This window comes from Stutzerimonas stutzeri, assembly GCF_002909485.1.
Lineage (GTDB): Bacteria > Pseudomonadota > Gammaproteobacteria > Pseudomonadales > Pseudomonadaceae > Stutzerimonas > Stutzerimonas stutzeri_AH.
The window spans coordinates 101,952-125,699 of the sequence record NZ_PPXG01000008.1; the positions used below are offsets into that span (position 1 = coordinate 101,952).

General features: G+C 60.3%; 24 protein-coding genes. 4 read left to right on the forward strand and 20 right to left on the reverse strand.

The features are described from left to right. Positions 1 to 2 precede the first annotated feature (2 nt). Positions 3 to 377 (reverse strand): DUF3301 domain-containing protein, encoded by a 375-nt coding sequence (locus tag CXK91_RS18435; RefSeq protein ID WP_103457519.1) that lies wholly within the window; start codon positions 375 to 377, stop codon positions 3 to 5. Positions 378 to 453: 76 nt separating this feature from the next. Beyond that, a complete protein-coding gene (locus tag CXK91_RS18440) occupies positions 454 to 861 on the reverse strand; it encodes an SMI1/KNR4 family protein (RefSeq protein WP_103457520.1) in 408 nt (135 codons plus the stop codon). A 227-nt stretch (positions 862 to 1,088) separates the two neighbouring features. Here CXK91_RS18440 and CXK91_RS18445 point away from each other — a divergent pair, with 227 nt between their 5' ends. The 4 genes from CXK91_RS18445 (at position 1,089) to CXK91_RS18460 (ending at position 6,852) form a co-directional block, all read left to right on the forward strand. Beyond that, on the forward strand, positions 1,089 to 3,359 hold the full coding sequence (locus CXK91_RS18445; protein WP_103457521.1) for an ATP-binding protein: 2,271 nt from the start codon (positions 1,089 to 1,091) through the stop codon (positions 3,357 to 3,359). Continuing rightward, on the forward strand, positions 3,359 to 3,832 hold the full coding sequence (locus tag CXK91_RS18450) for a response regulator (protein WP_103457522.1): 474 nt from the start codon (positions 3,359 to 3,361) through the stop codon (positions 3,830 to 3,832). The genes CXK91_RS18445 and CXK91_RS18450 overlap by 1 nt, the downstream gene beginning before the upstream one ends. A 64-nt stretch (positions 3,833 to 3,896) precedes the next feature. Further along, on the forward strand, positions 3,897 to 6,302 hold the full coding sequence (locus CXK91_RS18455; protein ID WP_103457523.1) for a response regulator: 2,406 nt from the start codon (positions 3,897 to 3,899) through the stop codon (positions 6,300 to 6,302). Next, positions 6,295 to 6,852, forward strand: a complete 558-nt coding sequence (locus CXK91_RS18460; RefSeq protein WP_103457524.1) for a biliverdin-producing heme oxygenase — start codon at positions 6,295 to 6,297, stop codon at positions 6,850 to 6,852. The genes CXK91_RS18455 and CXK91_RS18460 overlap by 8 nt, the downstream gene beginning before the upstream one ends. Positions 6,853 to 6,920: 68 nt before the next feature. Here the strand turns inward: CXK91_RS18460 and glmS are convergent, their stop codons facing one another. The 18 genes from glmS to CXK91_RS18550 all read right to left on the reverse strand — a co-directional run bounded on the left by glmS (position 6,921) and on the right by CXK91_RS18550 (position 23,747). Then, complete coding sequence (glmS, locus tag CXK91_RS18465; protein ID WP_103457525.1) at positions 6,921 to 8,771, reverse strand: glutamine--fructose-6-phosphate transaminase (isomerizing); 1,851 nt, start codon at positions 8,769 to 8,771, stop codon at positions 6,921 to 6,923. 2 nt (positions 8,772 to 8,773) lie between these two features. Next, positions 8,774 to 9,556, reverse strand: coding sequence for a DeoR/GlpR family DNA-binding transcription regulator (locus tag CXK91_RS18470; RefSeq protein ID WP_103457526.1), 783 nt, complete (start codon positions 9,554 to 9,556; stop codon positions 8,774 to 8,776). 158 nt (positions 9,557 to 9,714) lie between these two features. Continuing rightward, complete coding sequence (gene glmU / locus CXK91_RS18475; protein WP_103457527.1) at positions 9,715 to 11,076, reverse strand: bifunctional UDP-N-acetylglucosamine diphosphorylase/glucosamine-1-phosphate N-acetyltransferase GlmU; 1,362 nt, start codon at positions 11,074 to 11,076, stop codon at positions 9,715 to 9,717. A 146-nt stretch (positions 11,077 to 11,222) separates the two neighbouring features. After that, positions 11,223 to 11,651 (reverse strand): F0F1 ATP synthase subunit epsilon, encoded by a 429-nt coding sequence (locus tag CXK91_RS18480; protein WP_103457528.1) that lies wholly within the window; start codon positions 11,649 to 11,651, stop codon positions 11,223 to 11,225. Between the two features lie 75 nt (positions 11,652 to 11,726). After that, positions 11,727 to 13,103 (reverse strand): F0F1 ATP synthase subunit beta, encoded by a 1,377-nt coding sequence (gene atpD, locus CXK91_RS18485; RefSeq protein WP_103457529.1) that lies wholly within the window; start codon positions 13,101 to 13,103, stop codon positions 11,727 to 11,729. 30 nt (positions 13,104 to 13,133) lie between these two features. After that, complete coding sequence (gene atpG, locus CXK91_RS18490) at positions 13,134 to 14,000, reverse strand: F0F1 ATP synthase subunit gamma (protein ID WP_103457530.1); 867 nt, start codon at positions 13,998 to 14,000, stop codon at positions 13,134 to 13,136. Positions 14,001 to 14,050: 50 nt separating this feature from the next. Continuing rightward, the gene (gene atpA / locus CXK91_RS18495) at positions 14,051 to 15,595 is read right to left on the reverse strand and encodes a F0F1 ATP synthase subunit alpha (RefSeq protein WP_103457531.1); all 1,545 of its coding nucleotides are present in this window, start codon (positions 15,593 to 15,595) and stop codon (positions 14,051 to 14,053) included. 15 nt (positions 15,596 to 15,610) lie between these two features. After that, positions 15,611 to 16,147 carry a F0F1 ATP synthase subunit delta gene (locus tag CXK91_RS18500; RefSeq protein WP_103457532.1) on the reverse strand — a complete coding sequence of 179 codons (537 nt, stop codon included), beginning with the start codon at positions 16,145 to 16,147 and terminating at the stop codon, positions 15,611 to 15,613. A gap of 12 nt (positions 16,148 to 16,159) precedes the next feature. Continuing rightward, positions 16,160 to 16,630 carry a F0F1 ATP synthase subunit B gene (locus CXK91_RS18505; RefSeq protein WP_103457533.1) on the reverse strand — a complete coding sequence of 157 codons (471 nt, stop codon included), beginning with the start codon at positions 16,628 to 16,630 and terminating at the stop codon, positions 16,160 to 16,162. Positions 16,631 to 16,717: 87 nt separating this feature from the next. Then, positions 16,718 to 16,957: a F0F1 ATP synthase subunit C gene (gene atpE / locus CXK91_RS18510; protein ID WP_003284846.1), complete on the reverse strand. Its 240-nt coding sequence runs from the start codon at positions 16,955 to 16,957 to the stop codon at positions 16,718 to 16,720. A 72-nt stretch (positions 16,958 to 17,029) separates the two neighbouring features. Then, the gene (gene atpB, locus CXK91_RS18515) at positions 17,030 to 17,881 is read right to left on the reverse strand and encodes a F0F1 ATP synthase subunit A (protein WP_103457534.1); all 852 of its coding nucleotides are present in this window, start codon (positions 17,879 to 17,881) and stop codon (positions 17,030 to 17,032) included. Positions 17,882 to 17,897: 16 nt separating this feature from the next. After that, on the reverse strand, positions 17,898 to 18,296 hold the full coding sequence (locus CXK91_RS18520; protein WP_103457535.1) for a F0F1 ATP synthase subunit I: 399 nt from the start codon (positions 18,294 to 18,296) through the stop codon (positions 17,898 to 17,900). A 133-nt stretch (positions 18,297 to 18,429) separates the two neighbouring features. Further along, positions 18,430 to 19,302, reverse strand: coding sequence for a ParB/RepB/Spo0J family partition protein (locus CXK91_RS18525; RefSeq protein WP_103457536.1), 873 nt, complete (start codon positions 19,300 to 19,302; stop codon positions 18,430 to 18,432). Between the two features lie 9 nt (positions 19,303 to 19,311). Further along, positions 19,312 to 20,100, reverse strand: coding sequence for a ParA family protein (locus CXK91_RS18530; RefSeq protein ID WP_103457537.1), 789 nt, complete (start codon positions 20,098 to 20,100; stop codon positions 19,312 to 19,314). An 18-nt stretch (positions 20,101 to 20,118) separates the two neighbouring features. Then, the gene (gene rsmG / locus CXK91_RS18535) at positions 20,119 to 20,766 is read right to left on the reverse strand and encodes a 16S rRNA (guanine(527)-N(7))-methyltransferase RsmG (protein ID WP_103457538.1); all 648 of its coding nucleotides are present in this window, start codon (positions 20,764 to 20,766) and stop codon (positions 20,119 to 20,121) included. Beyond that, positions 20,766 to 22,658 carry a tRNA uridine-5-carboxymethylaminomethyl(34) synthesis enzyme MnmG gene (gene mnmG / locus CXK91_RS18540; RefSeq protein WP_103457539.1) on the reverse strand — a complete coding sequence of 631 codons (1,893 nt, stop codon included), beginning with the start codon at positions 22,656 to 22,658 and terminating at the stop codon, positions 20,766 to 20,768. The genes rsmG and mnmG overlap by 1 nt, the downstream gene beginning before the upstream one ends. A 439-nt stretch (positions 22,659 to 23,097) precedes the next feature. Next, positions 23,098 to 23,490, reverse strand: coding sequence for a monovalent cation/H(+) antiporter subunit G (gene mnhG / locus CXK91_RS18545; protein ID WP_103457540.1), 393 nt, complete (start codon positions 23,488 to 23,490; stop codon positions 23,098 to 23,100). Beyond that, positions 23,487 to 23,747 (reverse strand): monovalent cation/H+ antiporter complex subunit F, encoded by a 261-nt coding sequence (locus tag CXK91_RS18550; protein WP_103457541.1) that lies wholly within the window; start codon positions 23,745 to 23,747, stop codon positions 23,487 to 23,489. The genes mnhG and CXK91_RS18550 overlap by 4 nt, the downstream gene beginning before the upstream one ends. Position 23,748 lies beyond the last annotated feature (1 nt).

The window sequence follows — 23,748 nt, forward strand, 5'->3', positions numbered from 1 at the left end:
GATCAGTCGCGCGGACTGCGCCAGTCGTCCAGCTGGATCACCCGTCCCGGCTCCTCCGTGGGCTGGAATGGATGGGCGGCCAGTTCGATACGACCGACCTGAGCGCCGTACATGACGATGGTGCCAGGGTGACGCTGTTCACCGGTAACGGTGAACTCGAATCCATAGATACGCGCCAATCTGCGCCGGCCACGGGCATCGTGCAGCACCGTCAGCTTGCGAAAGGCGACGTTGCCGTCGAGCAGCTCGACGTCCAGCTTCTTGCAGTGGCGCCGCACCGCCAGCAAGGCGCGCTCGCGAATGCCGTGGGAATGCCAGACCCAGGCTCCCGCGGCAGCCAGCAGCATGAACAGAAATAGATTACTCAGCGTCAGCATGAGTCATCGGAACCTTGCCGGCGGACGCACTGCTCAGCGGGCAGTCGTCCGGCTACCGAGCCGTCATACATACCACTCAGCTCTCCAGCCAGACGTCGCGGGCCCAATGCCAGACCGACTCCCAGGTTTCCTCGGTAAGCTCGCACTCATCGCCGCTCCACAGGGTCACCTCGCCGTCCAGATCGACTACGTAGTAGCCGCGGCCGTCCTGGCAGATCGGGATAAGATCGCGCGGCACGCCAGCGTCCCAGGCATTCGCGGCGACCTCAGGCAGGTAGGTATGCGACTGCGGGTCGGTGGCGGTGACAGGCTCCAGACGCCCATAAATCACATCGCTGACCTCAAGCAGGAACTCACGCAAGCCGAACGGCAGATTGATCAACAGCTGCTCTTCGATCTCCACCAGCAAATCGTCGGTTGGCAGCTCCAGCGGCACCGGCACCGGCTCGTTAAGTTCACGCAGCTGTTCAATGACTTCTTCCACACTCACCTCCTGTCGTATGCCCCCAGGCAAGGCCCCGTTTATACAGCCCACCGGATTGGCGAGCCAGTTCTGTCGCGTTAAAGTGCATGGCCAAGCGAAACACTCGGTTAAGACATTCACGGCAATACGCCCGACACAACCTGCGCAATCGCAGACATTAGGTAGCAACTTGCATTGGTGCCTGCCAGTCACCTCCGGTCCGCTCGGACCTGAACCAAGGACACACAATGACCACTACCGAATCCCAGGAATTGCTCCAGGCCATCGACCGATGCGCCGACGAGCCAATTCATATACCCGGTAGCATCCAGCCCCACGGTTTCCTGCTGGTGGTCAGCGAACCCGATCTACGCGTCCAGCAGGCCAGCGAGAACGTCCAGCACTGGCTCGGAATCAACGCCCAGGCGCTGCTCGATCAGCCACTCTCGACTCTGCTGCCCACAACGCGTATCGAGGCGGGTCTGGCGTCGCTGACTGAAGGCGACCAGAACCCCTTTCACCTGAGCGATGTGAGCATCGGGCTGCAAGGTGCGCCTGAGCGAACCTTCGCCTTGTTGGGGCATCGCCATCGCGGCCAGCTGATTCTCGAATTCGAGCGCGCTGCGAACTCGGGCCAAGCCTACGACACGCTGTACCCACTGATGCGCACCTTCGTCGCTCAGCTGCAGGACAGCCGCGACCTCGAAGCGCTCTGTCAGCTAGCGGTTCGAGAGGTCAAACGCATTACCGGGTTTGGCCGGGTCAAAGCCTACCGCTTCGATACCGAGGATAACGGCCTGGTGCTGGCCGAAGTGGCGGACCCTGGCTATCCGAGCTATCTGGGTCTTTGCTTTCCTGCAGCCGACATCCCGCAACAGGCGCGGAGGCTGTATCGCGAGAACCTGATTCGGGTGATTCAGGATGCCAACTATCAACCCTCGCCACTGGTGCCGGCGCTCAATCCGGTCTCCGGCACGCCGTTGGACCTGAGCTTCGCCGCATTGCGCAGCGTTTCCCCGGTACACCTGCAGTACATGCGCAACATGGGCACGCTGGCGTCGATGTCGATCTCCATCGTCATTCGTGACCGGCTCTGGGGGCTGATCTCCTGCCATAACGCCGAACCACACCCCGTCAGCTACCAGACCCGCACCGCCTGCGAACTGCTCGGCCGTATCCTCTCGTTGCAGATCGAGGCGCGGGAAAGCGAGACCCTGGCCCAACGCAAGCTAGAGCTACGCCACCAGATCGTGCATCTGCTTTCGGCCATGGCCGATCGCGACAGCGTGGTCGAGGGCTTTCGCCACCTTCCCGAAGTCGTCCTCGGCTTCGCCGGTGCCGATGGCGCGGCGATCATTTCCGCAGACAAGTGCGAGACCGTCGGACATACGCCCGGCCATGAACAGATCCTGCAGCTGGCTCGGTGGCTAGGCGAGCGGCGCGACGAGCTGGTGTTTCATAGCGACTGCATCAGCCGGGATACACCGGACATGCCGAGGCTTGCCGAGCACTGTGCCGGGGTCATGGCCATCTCAATATCTCGTCTGCATGCGCACTACCTGATCTGGTTCCGCCACGAGCAGATCAAGACCGTCAACTGGGCCGGCCAGCCGGAGAAGCGCATAGACAGTGAAAGCGGTGCACTCAGCCCGCGCCACAGCTTCGAACAATGGCAGGAAACCCTGCGCGGTTTCGCCCAGCCCTGGGACACCGTGGTGATCGAGGGCGCTCTGGAACTGCGCAACGCGGTGCTCGGTATCGTCTTGCGCAAGGCCGAAGAAATGGCTCAGCTGGCTGGCGAACTGCGCGCCAGTAACAAAGAGCTGGAGGCCTTCTCCTATAGCGTGTCCCACGACCTGCGTGCACCGTTGCGACATATCGCCGGATACACCGAACTGCTCAGCGAGATGGAAAGCAGCCAGCTGAGCGAACGCGGAATGCGCTTTCTCGACAACATCGCCGATGCCGCACGCTTCGCCGGTACGTTGGTGGACAACCTGCTGAGCTTTTCGCAAATGGGCCGTTCGGCGTTGCGCCTGTCTGATGTCGATCTCGCTGCGCTGGTCGCCTCGATCCGCGAAGAGCTGGCGCCCGATTGCGAAGGCCGAAAGATCGAATGGCACTTGCTGCCGATGCCGATCGTCGTCGCCGACGCCGCCTTCATCCACATGGTGTTGCGCAACCTCATTGACAATTCGGTCAAGTACAGCCGCACCCGTGAGGTGGCCGTGATCGAAGTGGGCGCCGAAGAGCGCGCGGGCGAGGTGGTGGTATACGTGCGCGACAACGGCGTGGGCTTCGACATGCAGTACTCGGACAAGCTGTTCGGCGTGTTCCAGCGCTTGCACCGCATGGAAGAATTCGAAGGCACCGGCATCGGCCTTGCGAGCGTGCGGCGCATCATCGAGCGCCACGACGGCCAGGTGTGGGCCGAGGGCCAGCTGGACAAGGGCGCCACGTTCTACTTTTCACTCCCCAAATTGACCTATACATCGCCCCTTCCGGACCGAGACATCTGATGCTGAAACCGATACTGCTGGTCGAAGATAATCCCCACGACCTAGAACTCACGCTGATCGCCCTGGAACGCAGCCAGCTGGCCAACGAAGTGGTGATCATGCGTGACGGCGCCGAGGCGCTGAACTATCTGCAGCGCACCGGCACCTATGCCGAGCGTGCCGATGGCAACCCGGCAGTGCTGTTGCTGGACCTCAAGCTGCCCAAGGTCGACGGCCTGGAAGTGCTCAAGACCGTGCGTGAAACCGCCGAGCTGCGCAGTATTCCGGTGGTCATGCTGACCTCTTCGCGGGAAGAACCCGACCTGATGAAAGCCTATGAGCTCGGGGTGAACGCTTACGTCGTCAAACCGGTCGAATTCAAAGATTTTGTCGCCGCAATCTCCGACCTCGGCATCTTCTGGGCCGTGCTCAACGAGCCGCCACCAGGCTCGCTGCGACTCAAGCGCGTGCGCAACAAAGACGAAAAAAACTGAACGACCCCTGCCGGCCCGTCTGGCGGGTCGTTTCGATGATTCCTGCTTCCTCGACAGGTTGGATATGCCAGCGTCAAAGAACATCAGCGTCCTGTTCATCGAGGACAGCTCGCACGACGCCGAACTGGCCCAATTGGCGCTGGAGCGCAGTGGCTACACCCTGCACACCGAACTGGTTTACAGCCATGCGGGCGTCCTGGAAGCGCTCCAGCGACGCACCTTCGATCTGATTCTCGCGGACTTCATCCTGCCGGGATTCTCCGGTAGCCAGGCGTTGCAGGAAGCGCAGCGACTGGCGCCGCAGACGCCCTTCATCTTTCTCTCCGGGGTATTCGGCGAGGAGCATGCGGTCAATATGATGCGCTCTGGCGCCGTCGACTACGTGCTCAAGCAGAACCTCGGTTTTCTACCCAAGGCGGTGGAACGGGCCCTGGCCGAAGTCAACGAGCGGCGCAGGCGCCTGCAGGCCGAGCAGGCATTGCGCGAGGTCGAAGTGCGTGCACGGCTTGCGATCGATGCGGCGCGGCTGGGTATGTGGGATTACGAGCCGCAGAACGGCACGCTGATCTGGGACCAACGCTGCCGCGCCATGCTCGGCGTCGGGGAACAGGACCCGGTGGACATGCCGCTGTTCGAACGGCTCTGCCACCCGGAAGACCGCGAGCGGATACGCGAGGAAATCGCCCGAGCCATCGGCGGCGAAGACGGCGGCGAATTCTGCACAACCTATCGCGTGCTTTTCGATGACGGCAGCCTGCGCTGGATGGAAACCCGCGGCCAGGCATTCTTCGAAGGCAGTCAGTGCACGCGCTTCGTTGGCGTAGTGATGGACATCACCGAGCAGCAGCTGGCGACTCAGACCCTCAAGCGGATGAACGAAACCCTGGGCGAGCGGGTGCAGGAGCGCACCCGAGAACGCGACCGCACCTGGGAGCTATCCCGCGACCTCCTGGCCGTTACTCATCTGGACATGATGCCGGTAGCGCTCAATCCGATCTGGGAGCAAGCCTTCGGCTGGCCGCTCGAGCAGCTCATGCAGCACCCGCTGACCTGGCTGGTGCATCCGGCCGACCTGCAAGCAACTCTCGAAGAAAACGCCCGCGTGGGCCAAGGCAAGATCACCAACCGCTTCGTCAATCGTATGCGTCATCGCGATGGCAGCTATCGTTGGCTATCGTGGTCGGTGGTCGCCGATGACGGGCGCATCTATTGTGCAGCGCGGGACATCACCAGCGAGATCGCTGCGGTCGATAAGCTGGCCGAAGCCAACCGCGAGCTACGTGCCCAGATCCAGGAGCGAGAGCGCGTCGAGGCCACACTGCAGCAGATGCAGCGCCTCGAAGCCGTCGGCCAGCTGACCGCTGGCGTTGCGCACGACTTCAACAATCTGCTGACGGTCATCCTAACCAGCGCCAGCTTTCTGCAGAACGATCTGGAGCAAGGTGCTCCGGCAGAGCGCAGCTTGCGGCGCCTGCAGTACATCCGCGAATCCGGCGAGCGCGGCGCGACGCTGACCAGCCAGTTGCTCGCCTTCGCCCGGCGCCAGCAGCTCACGCCAGCAGCGATCGATCTCAACGACACGCTGGTCAACCTGCTTAGCCTGCTCAAAAGCACCCTGGGCGGCAGTGTTAGCATCGAGACCGACACCCAGGCCAATATCTGGCACGCGCTGGTAGACCCTACCCAGATCGAGATGATCATTCTCAACTTGGCGATCAACGCCCGTGACGCCATGGGCGATAGCGGCCGCCTGACTCTGGGTACGCGCAACGTGGTGGTCACCGAACCGGCACTGCGCGCCGAAGATCCGGGTCCAGGCGAGTACGTCGTGCTATCGGTGGCCGATACAGGTACCGGGATGAGCGAGGAGGTGCTGAGCAAGGCGTTCGAGCCCTTTTTCACCACAAAGGAAGTCGGCAAGGGCTCCGGGCTGGGCCTGGCGCAGGTTTTCGGTTTCGCCAAACAATCCGGTGGCGGCGCCCGAATCGAAAGCCGCGAGGGCGTCGGTACGACGGTCAAGGTGTTCCTGCCGCGTACCTCGGCACCGCAGCAGGCGGAACCAACCTTGGTGGTGAGCGCTGGCACGCGGGAAGAAAACGCGCAGCACAGTATCCTGCTGGTGGATGACGATCCAAGTGTGCGGGAGGTTACCGCGCTGATGCTGCAGGATCTCGGCTTCGCGGTGATTGAAGCAGACAGCGGCGCCGATGCCTTGCAGCTGCTGGCGACCGATATCAAGGTCGATCTTCTGCTGGCCGATTTCGCCATGCCAGGCATGAACGGCGGTGAACTGGCCCGCGCCGTGCGCGGGCGCCATCCCCGGTTGCCAGTGATCTTCGTGACTGGCTACGCCGAGTTGTGCGAACTGGGATTGGCTGGCTATTCGATCATCCAGAAGCCCTTTCGCGAAGAGCAGCTGGCAAGCAAGATTCATCTGGCGCTCAGAGAAAGCAGCCTGACCGATGGCTGAATTGCGCGCACGGCTGAGGCAGGCCACGGCGCCGCTGCACGAGCAAGTCGATGCCGCGTTCTCAGGGTTTACCCTTGAGCGCCCGGATGACTACCTGCACTTCCTGCGTGCTCACAGCAGGGTACTGAGCGCCGCGGAAATCGCGCTGGAGCGAGCGGGTATCGCCGACCTGCTCGACGACTGGCCAATGCGAGTGCGCCGCCATGCCTTAACGGCAGATCTGGCCGAGCTGCATTGCCCTCCCCCTGCAGCGCTGCCTATACGGCCGTTGAACGATATCGCCAGCTGCTGGGGTGTCGCCTATGTGCTGGAAGGATCGCGCCTGGGCGGACGCGTACTCGCACGGCGAATACGTGAGATCAACCCGACATCTCCTGTTCGCTACCTCAAGCATGGAGACGTCGCCAGGCTCTGGCCAACCTTCCTCGCCCGCCTCGAACACGCTGCTGCGTCCGGCTGTGCCTGGGAGCCGATGCTGGAGGCAGCTGAAGCCACCTTCAGCCTTTTCGCCGATGCCGCTGCAATGGAGCGCGACGACGAGTGCAGCTGAATGCAGAAAGGCCCCGAAGGGCCTTTCCATCACCAACGCAGTTTCTTCTTTTTTGGCGCAATCGCCGGTCATTCCACCGTTACGGATTTAGCCAAATTGCGTGGCTGGTCGACGTCCGTCCCGCGCAGTACGGCAACGTAGTACGACAGCAGCTGCAGCGGCAGCGTGTAGAGGATCGGGGCCAGCACATCGTGAATATGCGGCATGCTGACGATAAAGGTGCCCTCGCCATTTTCGATGCCTGCCTCGCGATCGGCAAAGACGATCAACTCACCGCCTCGGGCGCGCACTTCCTGCAGGTTGGACTTGAGCTTTTCGAGCAGCTCGTTGTTCGGCGCCACTGTGACCACCGGCATATCCGCATCCACAAGCGCCAGCGGGCCATGCTTGAGTTCACCAGCCGGATAAGCCTCGGCATGGATATAGGATATCTCCTTGAGCTTGAGCGCTCCCTCCATCGCCACCGGGTACTGCGCGCCGCGGCCGAGGAACAGGGTGTGATGCTTTTCGGCGAAGTGCTCGGCGATCTTTTCTACCGTGGTGTCCATCGCCAGCGCCTCGCCCAGGCGCGTCGGCAAGCGACGCAGTTCGTCTACCAGCTCCGCTTCCAGCGCAGGGGACAAGGTGCCGCGCACCTGCCCCAGCGACAGCGTAAGCAGCAGCAGACCTACCAGCTGTGTGGTGAACGCCTTGGTCGATGCCACGCCGATTTCCGGCCCAGCCTGGGTCAGCAACGTCAGGTCAGATTCACGTACCAGAGAGCTGATGCCGACGTTGCAGATCGCCAGGCTGGCCAGATAGCGCCCTTCCTGCTCGGTACGCGCCTTCGCATTTCGCAGCGCAGCGAGCGAATCAGCAGTTTCTCCGGACTGGGAGATGGTGACGAACAGGGTATCGGGCTGCACCACAACCTTGCGGTAGCGAAACTCGCTGGCGACCTCGACCTGGCAGGGAATGCCGGCCAGCTCTTCCAACCAGTAACGCGCCACCATACCGGCGTGATAGCTGGTACCACAGGCGACGATTTGCACATTGCGAACCCTGGCGAACAGTTCAGCTGCCTGCGGTCCGAATGCCTGTACCAATACCTGATGATCCCCAAGGCGGCCCTCCAGGGTGCGCTGCACGACCTTGGGCTGCTCGTGGATCTCCTTGAGCATGAAGTGACGATACTCGCCCTTGTCGGCGGCTTCAGCGCCCTCGTGGTACTGCACGCTTTCACGCTGAACAGCCCGGCCGGTGACATCCCATATCTGAACGTTGTCGCGACGGATCTCGGCAATGTCGCCTTCTTCCAGATACATGAAACGATCAGTCACCTGACGCAGCGCCAGCTGGTCCGAAGCGAGGAAGTTCTCGCCCAGACCAAGGCCGATCACCAGCGGGCTTCCGCTACGTGCAGCCAGCAGGCGATCCGGTTGCTTGGCGCTGATCACCGCCAAACCGTAAGCACCGTGCAGCTCTTTTACAGCCTCCTTGAGCGCCAGCGCGAGGTCGCCGAGGGAATCTAGCTTGTGATGCAACAGGTGCACGATGACTTCGGTGTCGGTATCGGACAGGAACACGTAGCCCAGGCCCTTGAGCTGCGCTCGCAGCGCCTCGTGATTCTCGATGATGCCGTTGTGCACGACGGCCAGATCATCACCGGAAAAGTGCGGGTGAGCGTTACGCTCGCACGGTGCGCCATGGGTCGCCCATCGCGTGTGCGCGATACCCAGGCGGCCGGTCATCTGAGCCTGCTGCTGCGCCTGCTCCAGTTCGGCGACCTTGCCGTTGCGACGTAGGCGTTCCAGAGTACCGCTGTCATCCAGCACAGCGAAGCCAGCGCTGTCATAGCCACGGTATTCGAGGCGTTTGAGGCCCTCAAGAAGGATCGCGGTGATGTTGCGTTCGGCGACAGCGCCAACAATGCCACACATGCTCAAGTCTCCAGATTGGTTTCGACTGCCACGCAGATCAGCTTGACGCCGCGGGCCAGAATGCAGCTACGCGCCTCGTCGCTGAGGCGCTCATCGGTAATCAGGGTATGCACGCTGCCCCATGGCAGCTCGAGATTGGGGATGCGACGTCCGATCTTGTCGGCTTCGACCAGCACGATGACTTCACGGGCAACGTCGGCCATCACCCGGGACAACCCTAGCAGTTCGTTGAAAGTGGTGGTTCCACGTTCGAGATCGATGCCGTCGGCACCGATGAACAGCTGATCGAAGTCATAGGAGCGCAACACCTGCTCGGCGACCTGCCCCTGAAAGGACTCGGAATGCGGATCCCAGGTGCCGCCGGTCATCAATAGAACCGGTTCATGCTCCAGTTCGCGCAGGGCGTTAACTACGCTCAGCGAATTGGTCATCACCACCAGCCCATGCTTGTGACCCAACTGCGGAATCATTGCGGCCGTAGTCGTGCCGCTATCGATGATGATTCGCGCGTGCTCTCGAATGCAGCCAACCGCTGCGCCGGCGATCGCCTGCTTCCAGGGTGAAACAGGTTGCACGTTGTCGCCAATGAGCTCTTGCGGCAACGGCACCGCACCGCCGTAGCGGCGCAGCAGCAGACCGTTCTTTTCCAGGGCAGTGAGGTCTTTGCGAATGGTGACTTCGGACGTCTCGAAGCGCCGCGACAGCTCGTCCACGCTCACCTCCCCACGCTCGGTGAGCAGGGCGAGAATGGCGTGACGACGCTGCGGCGTGTTGCGCTTCGACATTTATATGTTTCGATCCGAAAGATAATGGCGCGAATCAAAACATATGTCGGTGGTGGGTGCAAGCCGAGAACGGTGGGCAACGACTGCCGTACTACTGCGCCGCGTTCGGTCTGTCTATGGACTAAAGACCACCCTACGGCGCTGGAGCCTCTTTGCGCCTATGACTTCTTCACCGGCCGCTGCCAACCCTCGATATTGCGCTGACGACCGCGACCCAAACCAAGGGTATTCGCCGGCACATCATCGGTTATGGTCGAACCAGCCCCGGTCGTAGCGCCATCACCCAGATTCAGCGGTGCAACCAGCGAGCTGTTGGAGCCAATGAAGACATCTTCGCCCATCACCGTCTTGAACTTGTTGGCGCCATCGTAGTTGCAGGTGATGGTGCCGGCGCCGATGTTGGTCCGTGCGCCGATCTCGGCGTCACCCAGATAGCTGAGGTGGCCGGCCTTTGCGCCATCGCCCAGCGTTGCGTTCTTCAACTCGACGAAGTTACCCACATGCGCCTTGGCACCGAGCACGCTACCGGGACGCAGGCGGGCAAACGGACCGCAATCGGCGCACTCGCCGACCAGCGCTCCCTCGAGGTGAGAGTTAGCCTTGACGATCGCGCCGCGGCGTAGCGTGCTGTCCTTGATCACGCAGTTCGGTCCGATCTGCACATCATCTTCGATGACCACACTGCCTTCGAGCACCACGTTGATGTCGATCAGCACGTCCCGCCCGATACACACCTCGCCGCGTAGATCGAAACGAGCCGGATCGCGCAGTGTTACTCCCTGTGACATCAGCCTGCGGGCGGCGCGCTGCTGGTAATGACGCTCAAGCTCGGCAAGCTGAATACGGTCGTTGGCGCCCTGCACTTCCATGGCGTGCAGCGGCTGCTCTGTGGCCACGCGCAGACCATCGGATACGGCCATGGCAATCACGTCGGTCAGGTAATACTCACCCTGCGCATTGCTGTTGGACAGACGCCCCAGCCATTCGCCGATACGGCTTCCCGGCACAGCCAGAATTCCGGTGTTGCCTTCACGAATCGCGCGCTGCTCATCGCTGGCATCCTTGTGCTCGACGATTGCCTGCACCTCACCGCTGTGGTCCCGAACGATCCGCCCATAGCCACTGGGGTCATCCAGCACCACGGTCAGCAAAGCCAACTGTTCAGGCCCGACCTTCTGCAACAGACGCTGCAGGGTGTCGGCTTCGATTAGCGGAACATCGCCATAGAGAATCAGCACGCGCTCGGCCGACAAATTTGGCAGGGCCTGAGCCACAGCATGTCCGGTGCCCAATTGCTCGGCCTGAACCACGTAGCTGAGGTCATCACCAGCCAAACGCTGACGGACCTGTTCGGCGCCATGCCCGATCACGACCTGAATGCTTCGCGGCTGCAACGCGCGGGCGGTATCGATGACATGGCCGAGCATGGATTTGCCGGCAACGGGATGCAGCACCTTGGGCAGCGCCGAGCGCATACGTGTGCCCTGGCCTGCCGCGAGAATGACGATATCGAGAGACATGAAACGATTCCTGAACGGTATCGGCCCGACAGTCCCCCACGCGGTACGCCCTGGGTTTCTGTTCGTCGGCACCGGCAAATGGCAGAAAAAGAAAAAGGGTAGCCAAGGCTACCCTTTTACTCGTGCGCGATGAAGTCGCTGATCGATCAGTGCCGACCGTACTTCTTGCGCAGCTGCTCGACGGTACGCAGCTGTGCTGCGGCCTCGGCCAGACGAGCGGCCGCGGAGCCGTAGTCGAAATCCGCGCCCTTCTCGTGCAACGCTTTTTCAGCAGCCTTGACGGCAGCCTGAGCAGCAGCCTCGTCGATGTCCTTGGCGCGCGTAGCGGTATCGGCGAGAACCTTCACCATGTCCGGCTGAACTTCGATGAAGCCACCGGAAATGTAAAAGATTTCTTCTCCGCCACCCTGCTTGATCACCCGCACCGGACCGGGCTTGAGATCAGTCAGCAAAGGCGCGTGACCCGGCAGGATACCGATGTCACCAAGGTTCCCGTGGGCGATGACCATTTCCACCAGCCCCGAGAACAGCTCCCCTTCCGCACTGACGATGTCGCAATGGACTGTCATAGCCATGTTCATGCCTCGGTAATCAGCCCGGCCGGCAATCGCCGGTCAGGCTGGATTGGCGCCCGCAAGCGGGCGCGCCAGTTACAGTTTCTTGGCTTTCTCGATGGCTTCGTCGATGCTGCCGACCATGTAGAACGCCTGTTCCGGCAGATGGTCGTAGTCGCCATTGAGGATGCCGGAGAAACCACGGATGGTCTCTTTCAGCGGAACGTACTTGCCTGGCGAGCCAGTGAAGACTTCGGCCACGAAGAACGGCTGGGACAGGAAGCGCTGGATCTTACGAGCGCGGGATACCAGCTGCTTGTCGGTCTCGGACAGTTCGTCCATACCGAGGATCGCAATGATGTCCTTCAGCTCTTTGTAACGCTGCAGCACGTACTGGACGCCGCGAGCGGTGTCGTAGTGTTCCTGACCGATCACCAGCGGATCCAGCTGACGCGAAGTCGAGTCGAGCGGATCGACCGCCGGGTAGATACCCAGGGAGGCGATGTCACGCGACAGTACGACGGTGGCGTCGAGGTGGGCGAAGGTGGTCGCCGGGCTCGGGTCAGTCAAGTCATCCGCAGGTACGTATACGGCCTGTACCGAGGTGATCGAACCGTTCTTGGTGGAAGTGATGCGCTCCTGCAAAACGCCCATCTCTTCGGCCAGAGTCGGCTGATAACCTACCGCGGACGGCATACGACCCAGCAGCGCGGACACTTCGGTACCGGCCAGGGTGTAACGGTAGATGTTGTCGACGAACAACAGAACGTCGCGGCCTTCGTCACGGAACTTCTCGGCCATGGTCAGACCGGTCAGAGCAACGCGCAGACGGTTTCCCGGCGGCTCGTTCATCTGGCCATAAACCAGGGCAACCTTGTCCAGAACGTTGGAGTCCTTCATCTCGTGATAGAAGTCGTTACCTTCACGAGTACGCTCACCCACACCAGCGAACACGGAGTAACCGCTGTGCTCCATGGCGATGTTACGGATCAGCTCCATCATGTTTACGGTCTTGCCTACACCGGCACCACCGAACAGACCGACCTTACCGCCCTTGGCGAACGGGCAAACCAGGTCGATGACCTTGATGCCGGTTTCCAGCAGCTCGTTGCCACCCGCCTGGTCCGCGTAGGACGGAGCGGCACGGTGGATGGTCCAACGCTCTTCTTCGCCGATCGGGCCAGCTTCGTCGATGGGGTTGCCCAGGACGTCCATGATGCGGCCCAGGGTCTGCTTGCCAACTGGTACGGAGATGCCGGTACCAGTGTTGAGTACGTCCAGGCCACGCTTGAGGCCTTCGGTCGAACCCATGGCAATGGTACGGACAATGCCGTCACCCAGCTGCTGCTGGACTTCCAGGGTGGTCTCGGCGCCTTGAACTTTCAGGGCGTCATAGACGTTCGGTACCAGATCGCGCGGAAATTCCACGTCGATAACGGCGCCGATGATTTGAACGATACGTCCGCTACTCATGTTTGGTTCCTCTGAATATTTGAACCGTTCTTAAACCGCGGCAGCGCCGCCGACGATTTCCGAAATTTCCTGAGTGATCGCAGCCTGACGGGCCTTGTTGTAGACCAGTTGCAGGTCGCCAATCAGCTCACCGGCGTTGTCGGTTGCGTTCTTCATGGCAATCATCCGCGCGGCCTGTTCGGCTGCGCCGTTCTCAACCACTGCCTGATAGGCTTGGGACTCGATATAACGCACCAGCAGGGCATCCAGCAGCTGCTGGGCATCCGGCTCGTAGAGGTAGTCCCACTGACCTTTCTTGACCTGCTCGGCGTTCTCTTCTGCGGCCAGTGGCAGCAGCTGATCGACCGTAGGTTTCTGGGTCATGGTGTTGATGAACTTGTTGGATACCAGGTACAAGCGATCAATACGGCCCTCGTGGAAACCGTCCAGCATGACCTTGACGCTACCAATCAGATCAGTGATCGATGGCTCTTCGCCGAGGTTGCCGATCGCCGCGACGACGTTACCGCCGAAGCTGCGGAAAAAGCTCGCGCCCTTGTTGCCGATCACGCAGAGGTCGACTTCGACCTTCTGATCGTGCCATTCCTTCATGTTCTTGATCAGCGCCTTGAACAGGTTGGTGTTCAAACCACCACAAAGACCACGATCAGTAGACACGATGATGTAGCCGACACGCTTGACCGGACGCTCCACCATGAACGGATGACGGTATTCCGGGTTGGCACCGGCCAGATGGCCGATGACCTGCCGGATGCGCTCCGCATATGGGCGGCTGGCAGCCATGCGCATTTGTGCCCTGCGCATCTTGCTGACCGCCACCTTTTCCATGGCGCTGGTGATCTTCTGCGTGCTTTTGATGCTCGCAATCTTGCTGCGAATCTCTTTTGCGCCTGCCATTTGACACCTATCGGGTTAGCAGGCGGGAGCCTTTCGGCCCCCGCTGCGGCTTACCAGCTTTGAGTGGCCTTGAACTTCTCGATACCAGCCTTGAGGCCAGCGTCGATTTCGTCATTGAAGTCACCCTTCACGTTGATCTTCGCCATCAGATCGGCGAACTCGCGGTTGAAGAAGGCGATCAGGGCCTGCTCGAAGGCGCCAACCTTGGCCACTTCCACGTCCGTCAGGAAACCACGCTCGGCGGCGTACAGGGAAAGGGACATGTCGGCGATGGACATCGGCGCGTACTGCTTCTGCTTCATCAGCTCGGTGACGCGCTGACCATGCTCCAGCTGCTTACGGGTCGCTTCGTCTAGGTCGGAAGCAAACTGCGCGAACGCAGCCAGTTCACGGTACTGAGCCAGAGCGGTACGAATACCACCGGACAGCTTCTTGACGATCTTGGTCTGAGCGGCGCCACCCACACGGGATACCGAGATACCGGCGTTAACGGCCGGACGGATACCAGCGTTGAACATGGCCGATTCCAGGAAGATCTGACCATCGGTGATGGAAATCACGTTGGTCGGAACGAACGCAGAAACGTCGCCAGCCTGGGTTTCGATGATTGGCAGAGCGGTCAGGGAACCGGTCTTGCCAGTCACCGCACCCTTGGTGAACTTCTCGACATACTCTTCGGACACGCGCGATGCACGCTCCAGCAGACGGCTGTGGAGATAGAACACGTCGCCCGGGTAGGCTTCACGTCCCGGCGGACGACGCAGCAGCAGGGAGATCTGGCGATAAGCCACAGCCTGCTTGGACAGATCGTCATAAACGATCAGTGCATCTTCACCGCGATCACGGAAGTACTCGCCCATGGTGCAACCGGCATACGGAGCCAGGAATTGCAGCGCAGCGGATTCGGAGGCCGACGCAGCCACAACGATGGTGTTGTGCATGGCGCCATGCTCTTCCAGCTTGCGAACAACGTTGGCGATGGTCGACTGCTTCTGACCGATGGCAACGTAGACGCAGCGGATGCCGCTGTTCTTCTGGTTGATGATGGCGTCGATGGCCAGGGCGGTCTTGCCGATCTGACGGTCACCGATGATCAGCTCACGCTGGCCACGGCCTACCGGGATCATGGCGTCGACTGACTTGTAACCGGTCTGAACCGGCTGGTCTACCGACTTACGCCAGATGACGCCCGGCGCGACCTTCTCGACCGCATCAGTTGCCTGAGCGTTGATCGGGCCCTTGCCATCGATCGGGTTGCCCAGTGCGTCGACCACGCGGCCCAGCAGTTCCGGACCAACCGGAACTTCGAGGATGCGGCCGGTGCACTTGGCGCTCATGCCTTCGGTCAGGCCCAGGTAGTTACCCAGAACCACAGCACCTACGGAGTCTTGCTCCAGGTTCAGTGCCATACCGAAGACGCCGCCAGGGAACTCGATCATTTCGCCGTACATGACGTCGGCAAGACCGTAGATGCGTACGATACCGTCAGAAACGCTGACGACGGTGCCCTCATTACGGGCTTGAGCAGCGACATCCGATTTCTCGATGCGCTGCTTGATGATTTCACTTATCTCGGAAGGATTCAGTTGCTGCATGCCATGACCCTCAAATCAGGATTTCAACGATTCGGCCAACTGGCTCAGTTTGCCGCGGATCGAACCGTCGACAACCACATCACCGGCGCGAATCAACACGCCGCCGATCAGCGCAGGATTAACGGCCTGCTGGAGGTTGACGGTGCGATCTAGCCGCTTCGACAAGGCGGCAGCCAAAGTTTGGAGTTGCTCGTTGCTGAGCTCGAAAGCGGTTTCAACTTCTGCTTCAAGCGTTTTCTCGGCTTGCGCCTTGATGTCCTCGTACAGCTCCCACACGGTCGGCAGGACCGACAGGCGATTGTTCTCGCCAAGGGTCTGGACGTAGTTGCGGAAAGCTTCATCCACATCGTCACCGAGTAGACGCACCAGCCCCTGAAGCTTGCTTTCGCTAGACAGGCGGGGGTCGTTCAGCAACGCTGCGACTTCTGGGACTTCAACAGCGATGGCGGCCAGGTTCAGCATTTTGGACCAGGAGTCGGTCTTTCCTGCGGCGCTGGCGAACTCGAAAGCGGCTTTCGCGTAAGGCCGAGCAAGCGTCTGGGTATTGATCATCGCTTGCCTCGCTTAGAGTTGGGAGGCCAGTTTTTCGACCAGCTCGTTGTGCACCTTGGCGTCCACATGGGACTCCAGGATCTTCTCCGCACCAGCAACGGCAAGAGCCGCAACCTGAGTGCGCAGTTCGTCCCGGGCGCGGTTCACTTCCTGTTCGATCTCGGCGCGGGCACCGGCGATCAGGCGCTCACCCTCAGAGCGAGCCTGCTGCTTGGCTTCCTCGATAATCAGATTGGCGTGCTTATTCGCCTGCTCGAGGATCTGGGCAACCTGCTCCTTGGTTTCACGGAGCGAGTGGGAAGCTTTTTCCTGGGCCAGTTGCAGATCGCGCTGAGCGCGGCCGGCAGCATCCAGACCTTCGGCAATTTTCTTCTGGCGAGCTTGCATGGCGCTGGTGATAGGCGGCCAAACAAACTTCATGCAGAACCAGACGAAAATAGCGAAGGCAATCGTTTGACCGAACAGCGTCAGATTAATGTTCACTGATCTACCTCATGCTATCTCGTTGTTTCCCGGGTGCTGAAGCCTAACCGGCAGGGCAACGCCCTGCCGCTCGGACGGGTCAGCGAATTAAGCAGCCATACCAGGGGCAACAACGAAGATCAGGTACATCGCGATACCAACGCCGATCATCGGCACGGCGTCGAGCAGACCAGCCATGATGAAGGTCTTAGTCTGCAGCTGCGGAGCCAGTTCCGGTTGACGAGCAGTGGATTCCAGCAGCTTGCCGCCCAGCAGGGAGAAGCCAATACCGGTGGCCAGAGCGCCCAGACCAATGATGATGGCGGCAGCGATGATTACGAGTTCCATGATTACTCCTAGGTTTTCAGAGGTTAGAGTTGCAGTTCAAGTTTGCTACGGGTTTACGGTCGCTTTCGCGTCTCAATGGTCCTCGTGGGCCGCGCTCAGGTACACGATCGACAGCACCATGAAGATGAAGGCCTGCAGCGGGATCACCAGGAGGTGGAAGATCGCCCACGGCACATTCAGGGTCCACTGTACGTAGAACGGCAGCAGCGCAATGAGGATGAACACCACCTCACCGGCATACATGTTGCCGAACAGACGCAGCGCAAGGCTCAGCGGCTTGGTCAGCAGACCGAGAATCTCGAGGAACAGGTTGAAAGGCACCAGCGACCAGTGGTTGAAGGGCGTGAATGCCAGCTCCTTGCTGAAACCACTGAAGCCCTTGACCTTGACGCTATAGAAAAGAATCAGGAAGAACACGCCGATGGACACACCGAAAGTGCCATTCGGATCAGCCGTCGGGACGATCTTGAACGCCGGCAGGCCGAGCAGGTGGGCGATGCCCGGTATGTAATCGACCGGGATCCACTTCAGGCTGTTCATCAGCAGGATCCACATGAAGATGGTCAGAGCCAGCGGCGCGATCAGCGGATTGCGACCGTGGAAGGTGTCCTTGACCATGCCTTCGACGAACTCGACAACCATCTCTACCATGTTCTGCAGCTTGCCTGGCACACCCGAAGTTGCCGAGCGACCAGCCATGGCGAAGATGCCGATGAAGAGAAAGCCCGCGAACAGCGACCAGCCCAGGGTATCCAGATGGACTGCCATGAAGCCCATTGCCTGTGCTTCAGCCGAAGTTTGCGCGATGGTCCAGGTAGCCTGGTCAATCACGGTTCCGTCAACGCGTTCGTAGCCAGCCGGCAGCTTGCCGTAGGTCAGGTTTTGCAGGTGATGCTGAATATATTCCGCCGGGGTACTCGCCATATGCGCGCCTCAATGCTCAATGCTTCGGATTATTTTTCATCAGCAGGAGCGCGCTCGCGGAGGTGCCTAGTACCAGCACGTAACCGACGAACAGGGCAACCGGCTCCAGCGGTCGCACTCCCACGAACACCAGCGCAAAAAGCGCTGCTGCCAGAATTTGTTTCCCCATCTGCCCAGACCATAAGGACTGAATGATCGCCCTGGCCGAGCGTGCGCCAAAGTAACGAAAAGCCTTGTACGCGAAATACACGTTCGCCGACAGCGCAATCAGACCGCCGAGCAGCGCGGAGTAGCCGGCGACAATACCAAAAACCAACCCACATGAGACAGCGGTCACTACTACGACCATTGCCTGAATCAGCAAAACGCGAAAAGCCGGGAGACGATGGAAGGGTGTTCTGTTGTGTATGTTCACCTGAATTCCATCGTCGCAGCAGGCTGCGTAAATAATTGTCCGCAGTCAAAAAAGCGCGGCGAGTATAGGAGCAGGCCAGCCAGGGTTCAACACTCAGGTAGTAATTTCCGACTGGCACTACAAAAATTTTGTATCAACGAATGTGAGCCAGTACACCCTGCAGTTCATCCAGCGAACTGTAGCGGATCACCAGCTGCCCTTTGCCCTTCTGGCCGTGCTTGATCTGTACCGGCGAGCCCAGGCGTTCGGCCAGACGCTGTTCCAGACGGCTGATGTCAGGATCCACCTTGACCTCGGCCTTGGGCGCTTCTTTGCTAGTCAGCCACTGGCGCACGAAGGCCTCGGTCTGCCGAACGGTGAGTCCACGTGCGACAACATGCCGCGCACCCTCTACCTGCTGGTCCGCCGGCAAACCAAGCAGGGCACGCGCGTGGCCCATCTCCAGGTCACCATGGGACAGCAGCGTTTTAATCTCTTCGGGCAGGGCGATCAGGCGCAGCAAGTTGCTCACGGAAACCCGCGACTTGCCAACGGCGTCGGCCACCTGCTGCTGGGTAAGCTGGAATTCCTGCTGCAGACGCTGAAGCGCCACAGCCTCTTCGATCGGATTGAGATCTTCGCGCTGGATGTTCTCGATCAACGCCATGGCGATGGCGGTTTCGTCCGGCACCTCACGGACCAGTGACGGTACGCGTTCCAGTCCAGCCTGCTGGCAGGCGCGCCAGCGGCGTTCGCCGGCGATGATCTCGTAACGGCCACCGCTGATCGGGCGCACGACGATAGGCTGCATCACACCGTGATTCTTGATCGACTGGGCCAGCTCTTCCAGGGCTTGGGGATCCATATCGCGGCGCGGCTGATATTTACCGCGCTGGATCAGCTCCAGCGGCAGATGCTGGAGTTCACGAGTATCGACCTTCGCAGCCTCTTCCTGCATCGCCGTAACACTGGCGCCGCCGAGCAGGGCGTCGAGTCCCCGTCCTAGACCTCTTTTCTTGGTCGCCATGAATAGTCCTTATGCGGGGGCACCACGGGCCGACCGCCGCTGGCGTCGCGACAGTTCGCCCGCCAGGGCCAGATAGGCCAGAGCGCCCTTGGATTGCTTGTCGTAGACCAGCGCCGGCATACCGTGGCTCGGGGCCTCGGCGAGCCGGACGTTGCGCGGAATGACGGTGTCGTAGAGTTTGTCGCCGAAATGCGCTTTGAGCTGTTCGGAAACGTCGTTGGTCAGGCTGCTGCGCGGGTCGTACATGGTGCGCAACAGACCCTCGATCTTCAGGCTCGGATTGAGCGCCTGTGCGATGCGCTGGATCGAATTGACCAGATCGGTAAGCCCCTCGAGGGCGTAGTACTCGCACTGCATGGGAATGATCACGCTATCGGCAGCAGTCAATGCGTTGATAGTCAGCATTGACAGCGATGGCGGGCAATCGATGAGGATGTAGTCGTAGTTCTCACGTACCGGAGCCAGCGCTTCGCGCAAGCGCTTTTCCTTGGCCGGCAGATTCAGCAACGCCACCTCGGCCGCGGTTAGATCGCGGTTCGCCGGCAGCAATTGGTAGCCGCCATGCTCGGAAAACTGCATGGCATCCACCAGGCTGCATGCACCGATCAGCACGTCGTAGATCGAATATTCGAGGCCGAGCTTGTCTACACCACTACCCGTGGTGGCATTGCCCTGAGGATCGAGGTCGATCAGCAGCACGCGCCGGCGGGTAGCAACCAGAGAAGCCGCCAGGTTGATGCAGGTGGTGGTCTTGGCGACACCGCCTTTCTGGTTGGCAATGGCGAAAACTTTAGCCATGGTCAGTGTCTGTCCGGGTCATGAAGTGCGGCGCAGTATCAACAGATGGCGCTGGCCTTGGCAACCGGGAACCTTGAGTACGTGACAGGCATCGAGGCGAAAATCAGCGGGCAGCCGTTGCAGCTCGTCGTCCGGCTGTACGCCCTTCATGGCCAACCAGCGAGTGCTGACATTGCCAAGGTGGCGCGTCCAATTGGCGAAGTCCTCTAGCGAGCTGAAGGCGCGCGAGGTGATGCCGTCAAAGGCCGCCAGTGGCTGGAATTGCTCGACTCGGCTGTGCACGACCTCAAGGTTGGTCAGTTTCAGTTCCAGCTTGACCTGTGTCAGAAAGCGCGTCTTCTTGCCGTTGGAGTCCAGCAGCGTGAAGTCCCGGTCAGGAAAGAGGATCGCCAGTGGTACGCCAGGCATGCCGCCACCGCTGCCGACGTCCAGCCAGGTCCGGCCCGCCTCGGCGACGAAGGGCACCACACTCAGGCTGTCGAGCAGGTGACGTGACACCATTTCGTCAGGGTCACGTACCGCAGTGAGGTTGTAGGCCTTGTTCCACTTGATCAGCAGAGCCAGATAGGCAAGCAGCTGCTGCTGTTGTCCTTCACTCAACTCGATGCCGAGTTCCCCGGCGCCACGAACGAGCTCGGCAGCATGGGCGTCACTGACCAGATTCATCAGGCGCTTTGCTCCAGCTGCTGACCGGCGCTGCGCTTCTTCAGGTGAATCATCAACAACGACACCGCCGCTGGTGTGACGCCTGGAATACGCGAGGCTTGTCCAAGCGTCTCGGGCCGAGCCAGACCGAGCTTGTGCTGAATCTCCTTGGACAGCCCGGGAATGGTCGTGTAGTCGAGATTTTCTGGCAGCACGACGTTTTCGCTGGCCCGCAGCCGCTGGATATCTTCCTGCTGGCGTTCGATGTAGCCGGCGTACTTGGTCTTGATCTCCACCTGCTCGGCGACCTGGGGATCCTGAGCGCCGGAGCCGGTCAGTTCGATCAGGCTCTGGTAGTCGATTTCCGGCCGCGCCAGCAGATTGAGCAGGTTGTACTCACGGGTCAGAGGACTGCCGAAGCGTTCAGCAATAGCATCGCCCTGTACCGTGCCTGGACGTACCCAACTGCTCTTCAACCGTTGCTCCTCGAGTTCGATCCCCTCGCGCTTGGCACAGAACGCTGCCCAACGGGCGTCGTCAACCAGCCCGAGCTCGCGGCCCTTTTCGGTAAGGCGCAGGTCGGCATTGTCTTCGCGCAGAATCAGCCGGTACTCCGCACGCGAGGTGAACATGCGATAGGGCTCTTGAGTGCCTAGGGTGATCAGGTCATCGACCAGCACGCCGAGGTAGGCCTCATCGCGTCGTGGGCACCAACTGTCCTTGCCCTGGGCGCGCAATGCGGCATTGGCGCCGGCGAGGAGTCCTTGCGCACCTGCCTCCTCGTAGCCGGTAGTGCCATTGATCTGGCCAGCGAAGAACAAGCCAGCGATCACTTTGGTTTCAAGGCTGTACTTGAGGTCGCGCGGGTCGAAATAGTCGTACTCGATGGCATAGCCCGGACGCACGATATGCGCATTTTCCATCCCGCGAATGCTCTGCACGATCTGCAGCTGCACATCGAAAGGCAGCGAAGTAGAAATGCCGTTGGGGTACAGCTCGTTGGTGGTCAGGCCTTCCGGCTCAAGGAACACCTGATGGCTGTCCTTATCGGCAAAACGATGGATCTTGTCTTCGATAGACGGGCAATAGCGCGGACCCACACCTTCGATCACGCCGGAATACATCGGCGAACGGTCGAGGTTGGCAGCAATGATCTCGTGGGTATGCGCGTTGGTGTGGGTAATCCAGCAGCTGACCTGACGCGGATGCTGCTCGCGGTTTCCCATGAATGACATTACCGGCAACGGCATATCGCCTGGCTGCTCGGTCATCAGTGAGAAATCCACCGAACGTCCGTCGATACGTGGAGGTGTACCGGTTTTCAGACGGCCCACCCGGAGCGGCAGCTCACGCAGGCGCTTGGCCAAGGCGATTGAGGGCGGATCGCCCGCTCGACCGCCGGAATAGTTTTGCAGACCAATGTGGATAAGTCCGCCGAGGAAGGTTCCGGTGGTCAGTACTACGGAGCTGGCAAGGAAGCGCAATCCCATCTGCGTGACTACACCACGTACCTGATCCTGTTCGACGATCAGGTCATCCGCGGCCTGCTGAAATATCCACAGGTTGGGCTGATTTTCCAAGACTTCACGAATAGCGGCCTTGTAGAGCACTCGGTCGGCCTGCGCTCGGGTAGCTCGAACCGCTGGGCCTTTGCGGCTGTTGAGCACCCGAAACTGGATACCGCCTTTGTCGGTAGCGGTAGCCATGGCGCCGCCTAACGCATCGATTTCCTTGACCAGGTGGCTCTTGCCAATGCCGCCAATAGCAGGATTGCAGCTCATCTGCCCTAGGGTTTCGACATTGTGGCTGAGCAGCAGGGTCTTCACGCCCATGCGTGCCGCTGCAAGCGCAGCTTCGGTGCCGGCATGGCCGCCGCCGATAACGATCACGTCAAAACGGGAAGGGAAGTCCACCACGCACCTCGTGCCTGTTTCAGATGGGAATTCGGGAAGCCGCGAAGTATAGGGGCTTAGGCGGCGCTAAAGAAGGGCTTTGAGCAAAAAATGACCAACCATCGAGCTGTTGATCCCACGTCCGCATAAATAAAAATAAAGAAGAAATATATAAAGAGCTTGTTTATATGATTATTAATGGTGAGCGACATATCTGTGGATAAGTCGCTAGAGGCCTTGCATCACTAAGCGCGCAGGATTTAGAAAGGCTGTGCTGCGCCTGGTAGGTACCGGTGCGGTTCTAGTGGAAGGCCTGTTGATAAAAACGATTGTTATGCACAGGGGAGTTATCCAGAGGGTTTAGCTCCATGTTATCTACCTAGCTGGAGGGTGGTTATCAACAGGCCTTATTTCGGTTGTTTGACAATGCTTGGGCGTGAGGAGAAGCACATAGGCGAGGTTAACGGTGGTCCGTTGGGTGTTGCTGGTCGTTGTGCTCCAGACATTCGTCGAGGGTCAGCGGGCTACGCTCGAGGACCCCTTCAAGGGCATCCTCGCCATGCAGGCCGTCGAGTCGAGCACCGGATACGTAGGCGGCACGGCCAAGCAGGTGGCCGGCAATAGGGATGGTCAGCATCAGAAAGATCACTGTTGCTGTGCCAATGAAGGTGGCTTGGCCATCACCCATATGGATCATCACCCCCACCAGAATCAGCCCCGCGCCGACCGTACCGGACTTGGTAGTGGCATGTATTCGCTGCAGCGGATCGGCGAAGCGCAGCAGGCCAAAAATGGCGGCGAACAGAAAGACCACCCCAGCCAGCATGAAGACCACAGCCAGAAAATCGATCATTGCTGACTCCTCCCTTTGCGCATGATGAAGACAGCGAACGCACAGGTGCCAACAAAGCCGATCAGCCCGAGACCGAAGCCCACGTCGAGGAACTCTCTACGCCCCGTCATGGCGGCGACTAGCGCGGCTATGGCCACACCTACGCCGGTCAGCATGTCCAGCGCCACCACTCGATCGACCAGCGTACGTGCGACGATCATTCGCCAGAGGGTTAGGCCCAACGGAACCATGACCAAGGTAAGCAGTATTCCAATCATG

Bases quoted from the DNA above. Each gene is read 5' to 3' on its own strand.
- CXK91_RS18435 (WP_103457519.1), bottom strand. From the start codon at position 377: ATGCTGACGCTGAGTAATCTATTTCTGTTCATGCTGCTGGCTGCCGCG.
- CXK91_RS18445 (WP_103457521.1), top strand. From the start codon at position 1,089: ATGACCACTACCGAATCCCAGGAATTGCTCCAGGCCATCGACCGATGC.
- CXK91_RS18450 (WP_103457522.1), top strand. From the start codon at position 3,359: ATGCTGAAACCGATACTGCTGGTCGAAGATAATCCCCACGACCTAGAA.
- CXK91_RS18455 (WP_103457523.1), top strand. From the start codon at position 3,897: ATGCCAGCGTCAAAGAACATCAGCGTCCTGTTCATCGAGGACAGCTCG.
- CXK91_RS18460 (WP_103457524.1), top strand. From the start codon at position 6,295: ATGGCTGAATTGCGCGCACGGCTGAGGCAGGCCACGGCGCCGCTGCAC.
- glmS (WP_103457525.1), bottom strand. From the start codon at position 8,771: ATGTGTGGCATTGTTGGCGCTGTCGCCGAACGCAACATCACCGCGATC.
- CXK91_RS18470 (WP_103457526.1), bottom strand. From the start codon at position 9,556: ATGTCGAAGCGCAACACGCCGCAGCGTCGTCACGCCATTCTCGCCCTG.
- glmU (WP_103457527.1), bottom strand. From the start codon at position 11,076: ATGTCTCTCGATATCGTCATTCTCGCGGCAGGCCAGGGCACACGTATG.
- CXK91_RS18480 (WP_103457528.1), bottom strand. From the start codon at position 11,651: ATGGCTATGACAGTCCATTGCGACATCGTCAGTGCGGAAGGGGAGCTG.
- atpD (WP_103457529.1), bottom strand. From the start codon at position 13,103: ATGAGTAGCGGACGTATCGTTCAAATCATCGGCGCCGTTATCGACGTG.
- atpG (WP_103457530.1), bottom strand. From the start codon at position 14,000: ATGGCAGGCGCAAAAGAGATTCGCAGCAAGATTGCGAGCATCAAAAGC.
- atpA (WP_103457531.1), bottom strand. From the start codon at position 15,595: ATGCAGCAACTGAATCCTTCCGAGATAAGTGAAATCATCAAGCAGCGC.
- CXK91_RS18500 (WP_103457532.1), bottom strand. From the start codon at position 16,147: ATGATCAATACCCAGACGCTTGCTCGGCCTTACGCGAAAGCCGCTTTC.
- atpE (WP_003284846.1), bottom strand. From the start codon at position 16,957: ATGGAACTCGTAATCATCGCTGCCGCCATCATCATTGGTCTGGGCGCT.
- atpB (WP_103457534.1), bottom strand. From the start codon at position 17,881: ATGGCGAGTACCCCGGCGGAATATATTCAGCATCACCTGCAAAACCTG.
- CXK91_RS18525 (WP_103457536.1), bottom strand. From the start codon at position 19,302: ATGGCGACCAAGAAAAGAGGTCTAGGACGGGGACTCGACGCCCTGCTC.
- CXK91_RS18530 (WP_103457537.1), bottom strand. From the start codon at position 20,100: ATGGCTAAAGTTTTCGCCATTGCCAACCAGAAAGGCGGTGTCGCCAAG.
- rsmG (WP_103457538.1), bottom strand. From the start codon at position 20,766: ATGAATCTGGTCAGTGACGCCCATGCTGCCGAGCTCGTTCGTGGCGCC.
- mnhG (WP_103457540.1), bottom strand. From the start codon at position 23,490: ATGATCGATTTTCTGGCTGTGGTCTTCATGCTGGCTGGGGTGGTCTTT.
- CXK91_RS18550 (WP_103457541.1), bottom strand. From the start codon at position 23,747: ATGATTGGAATACTGCTTACCTTGGTCATGGTTCCGTTGGGCCTAACC.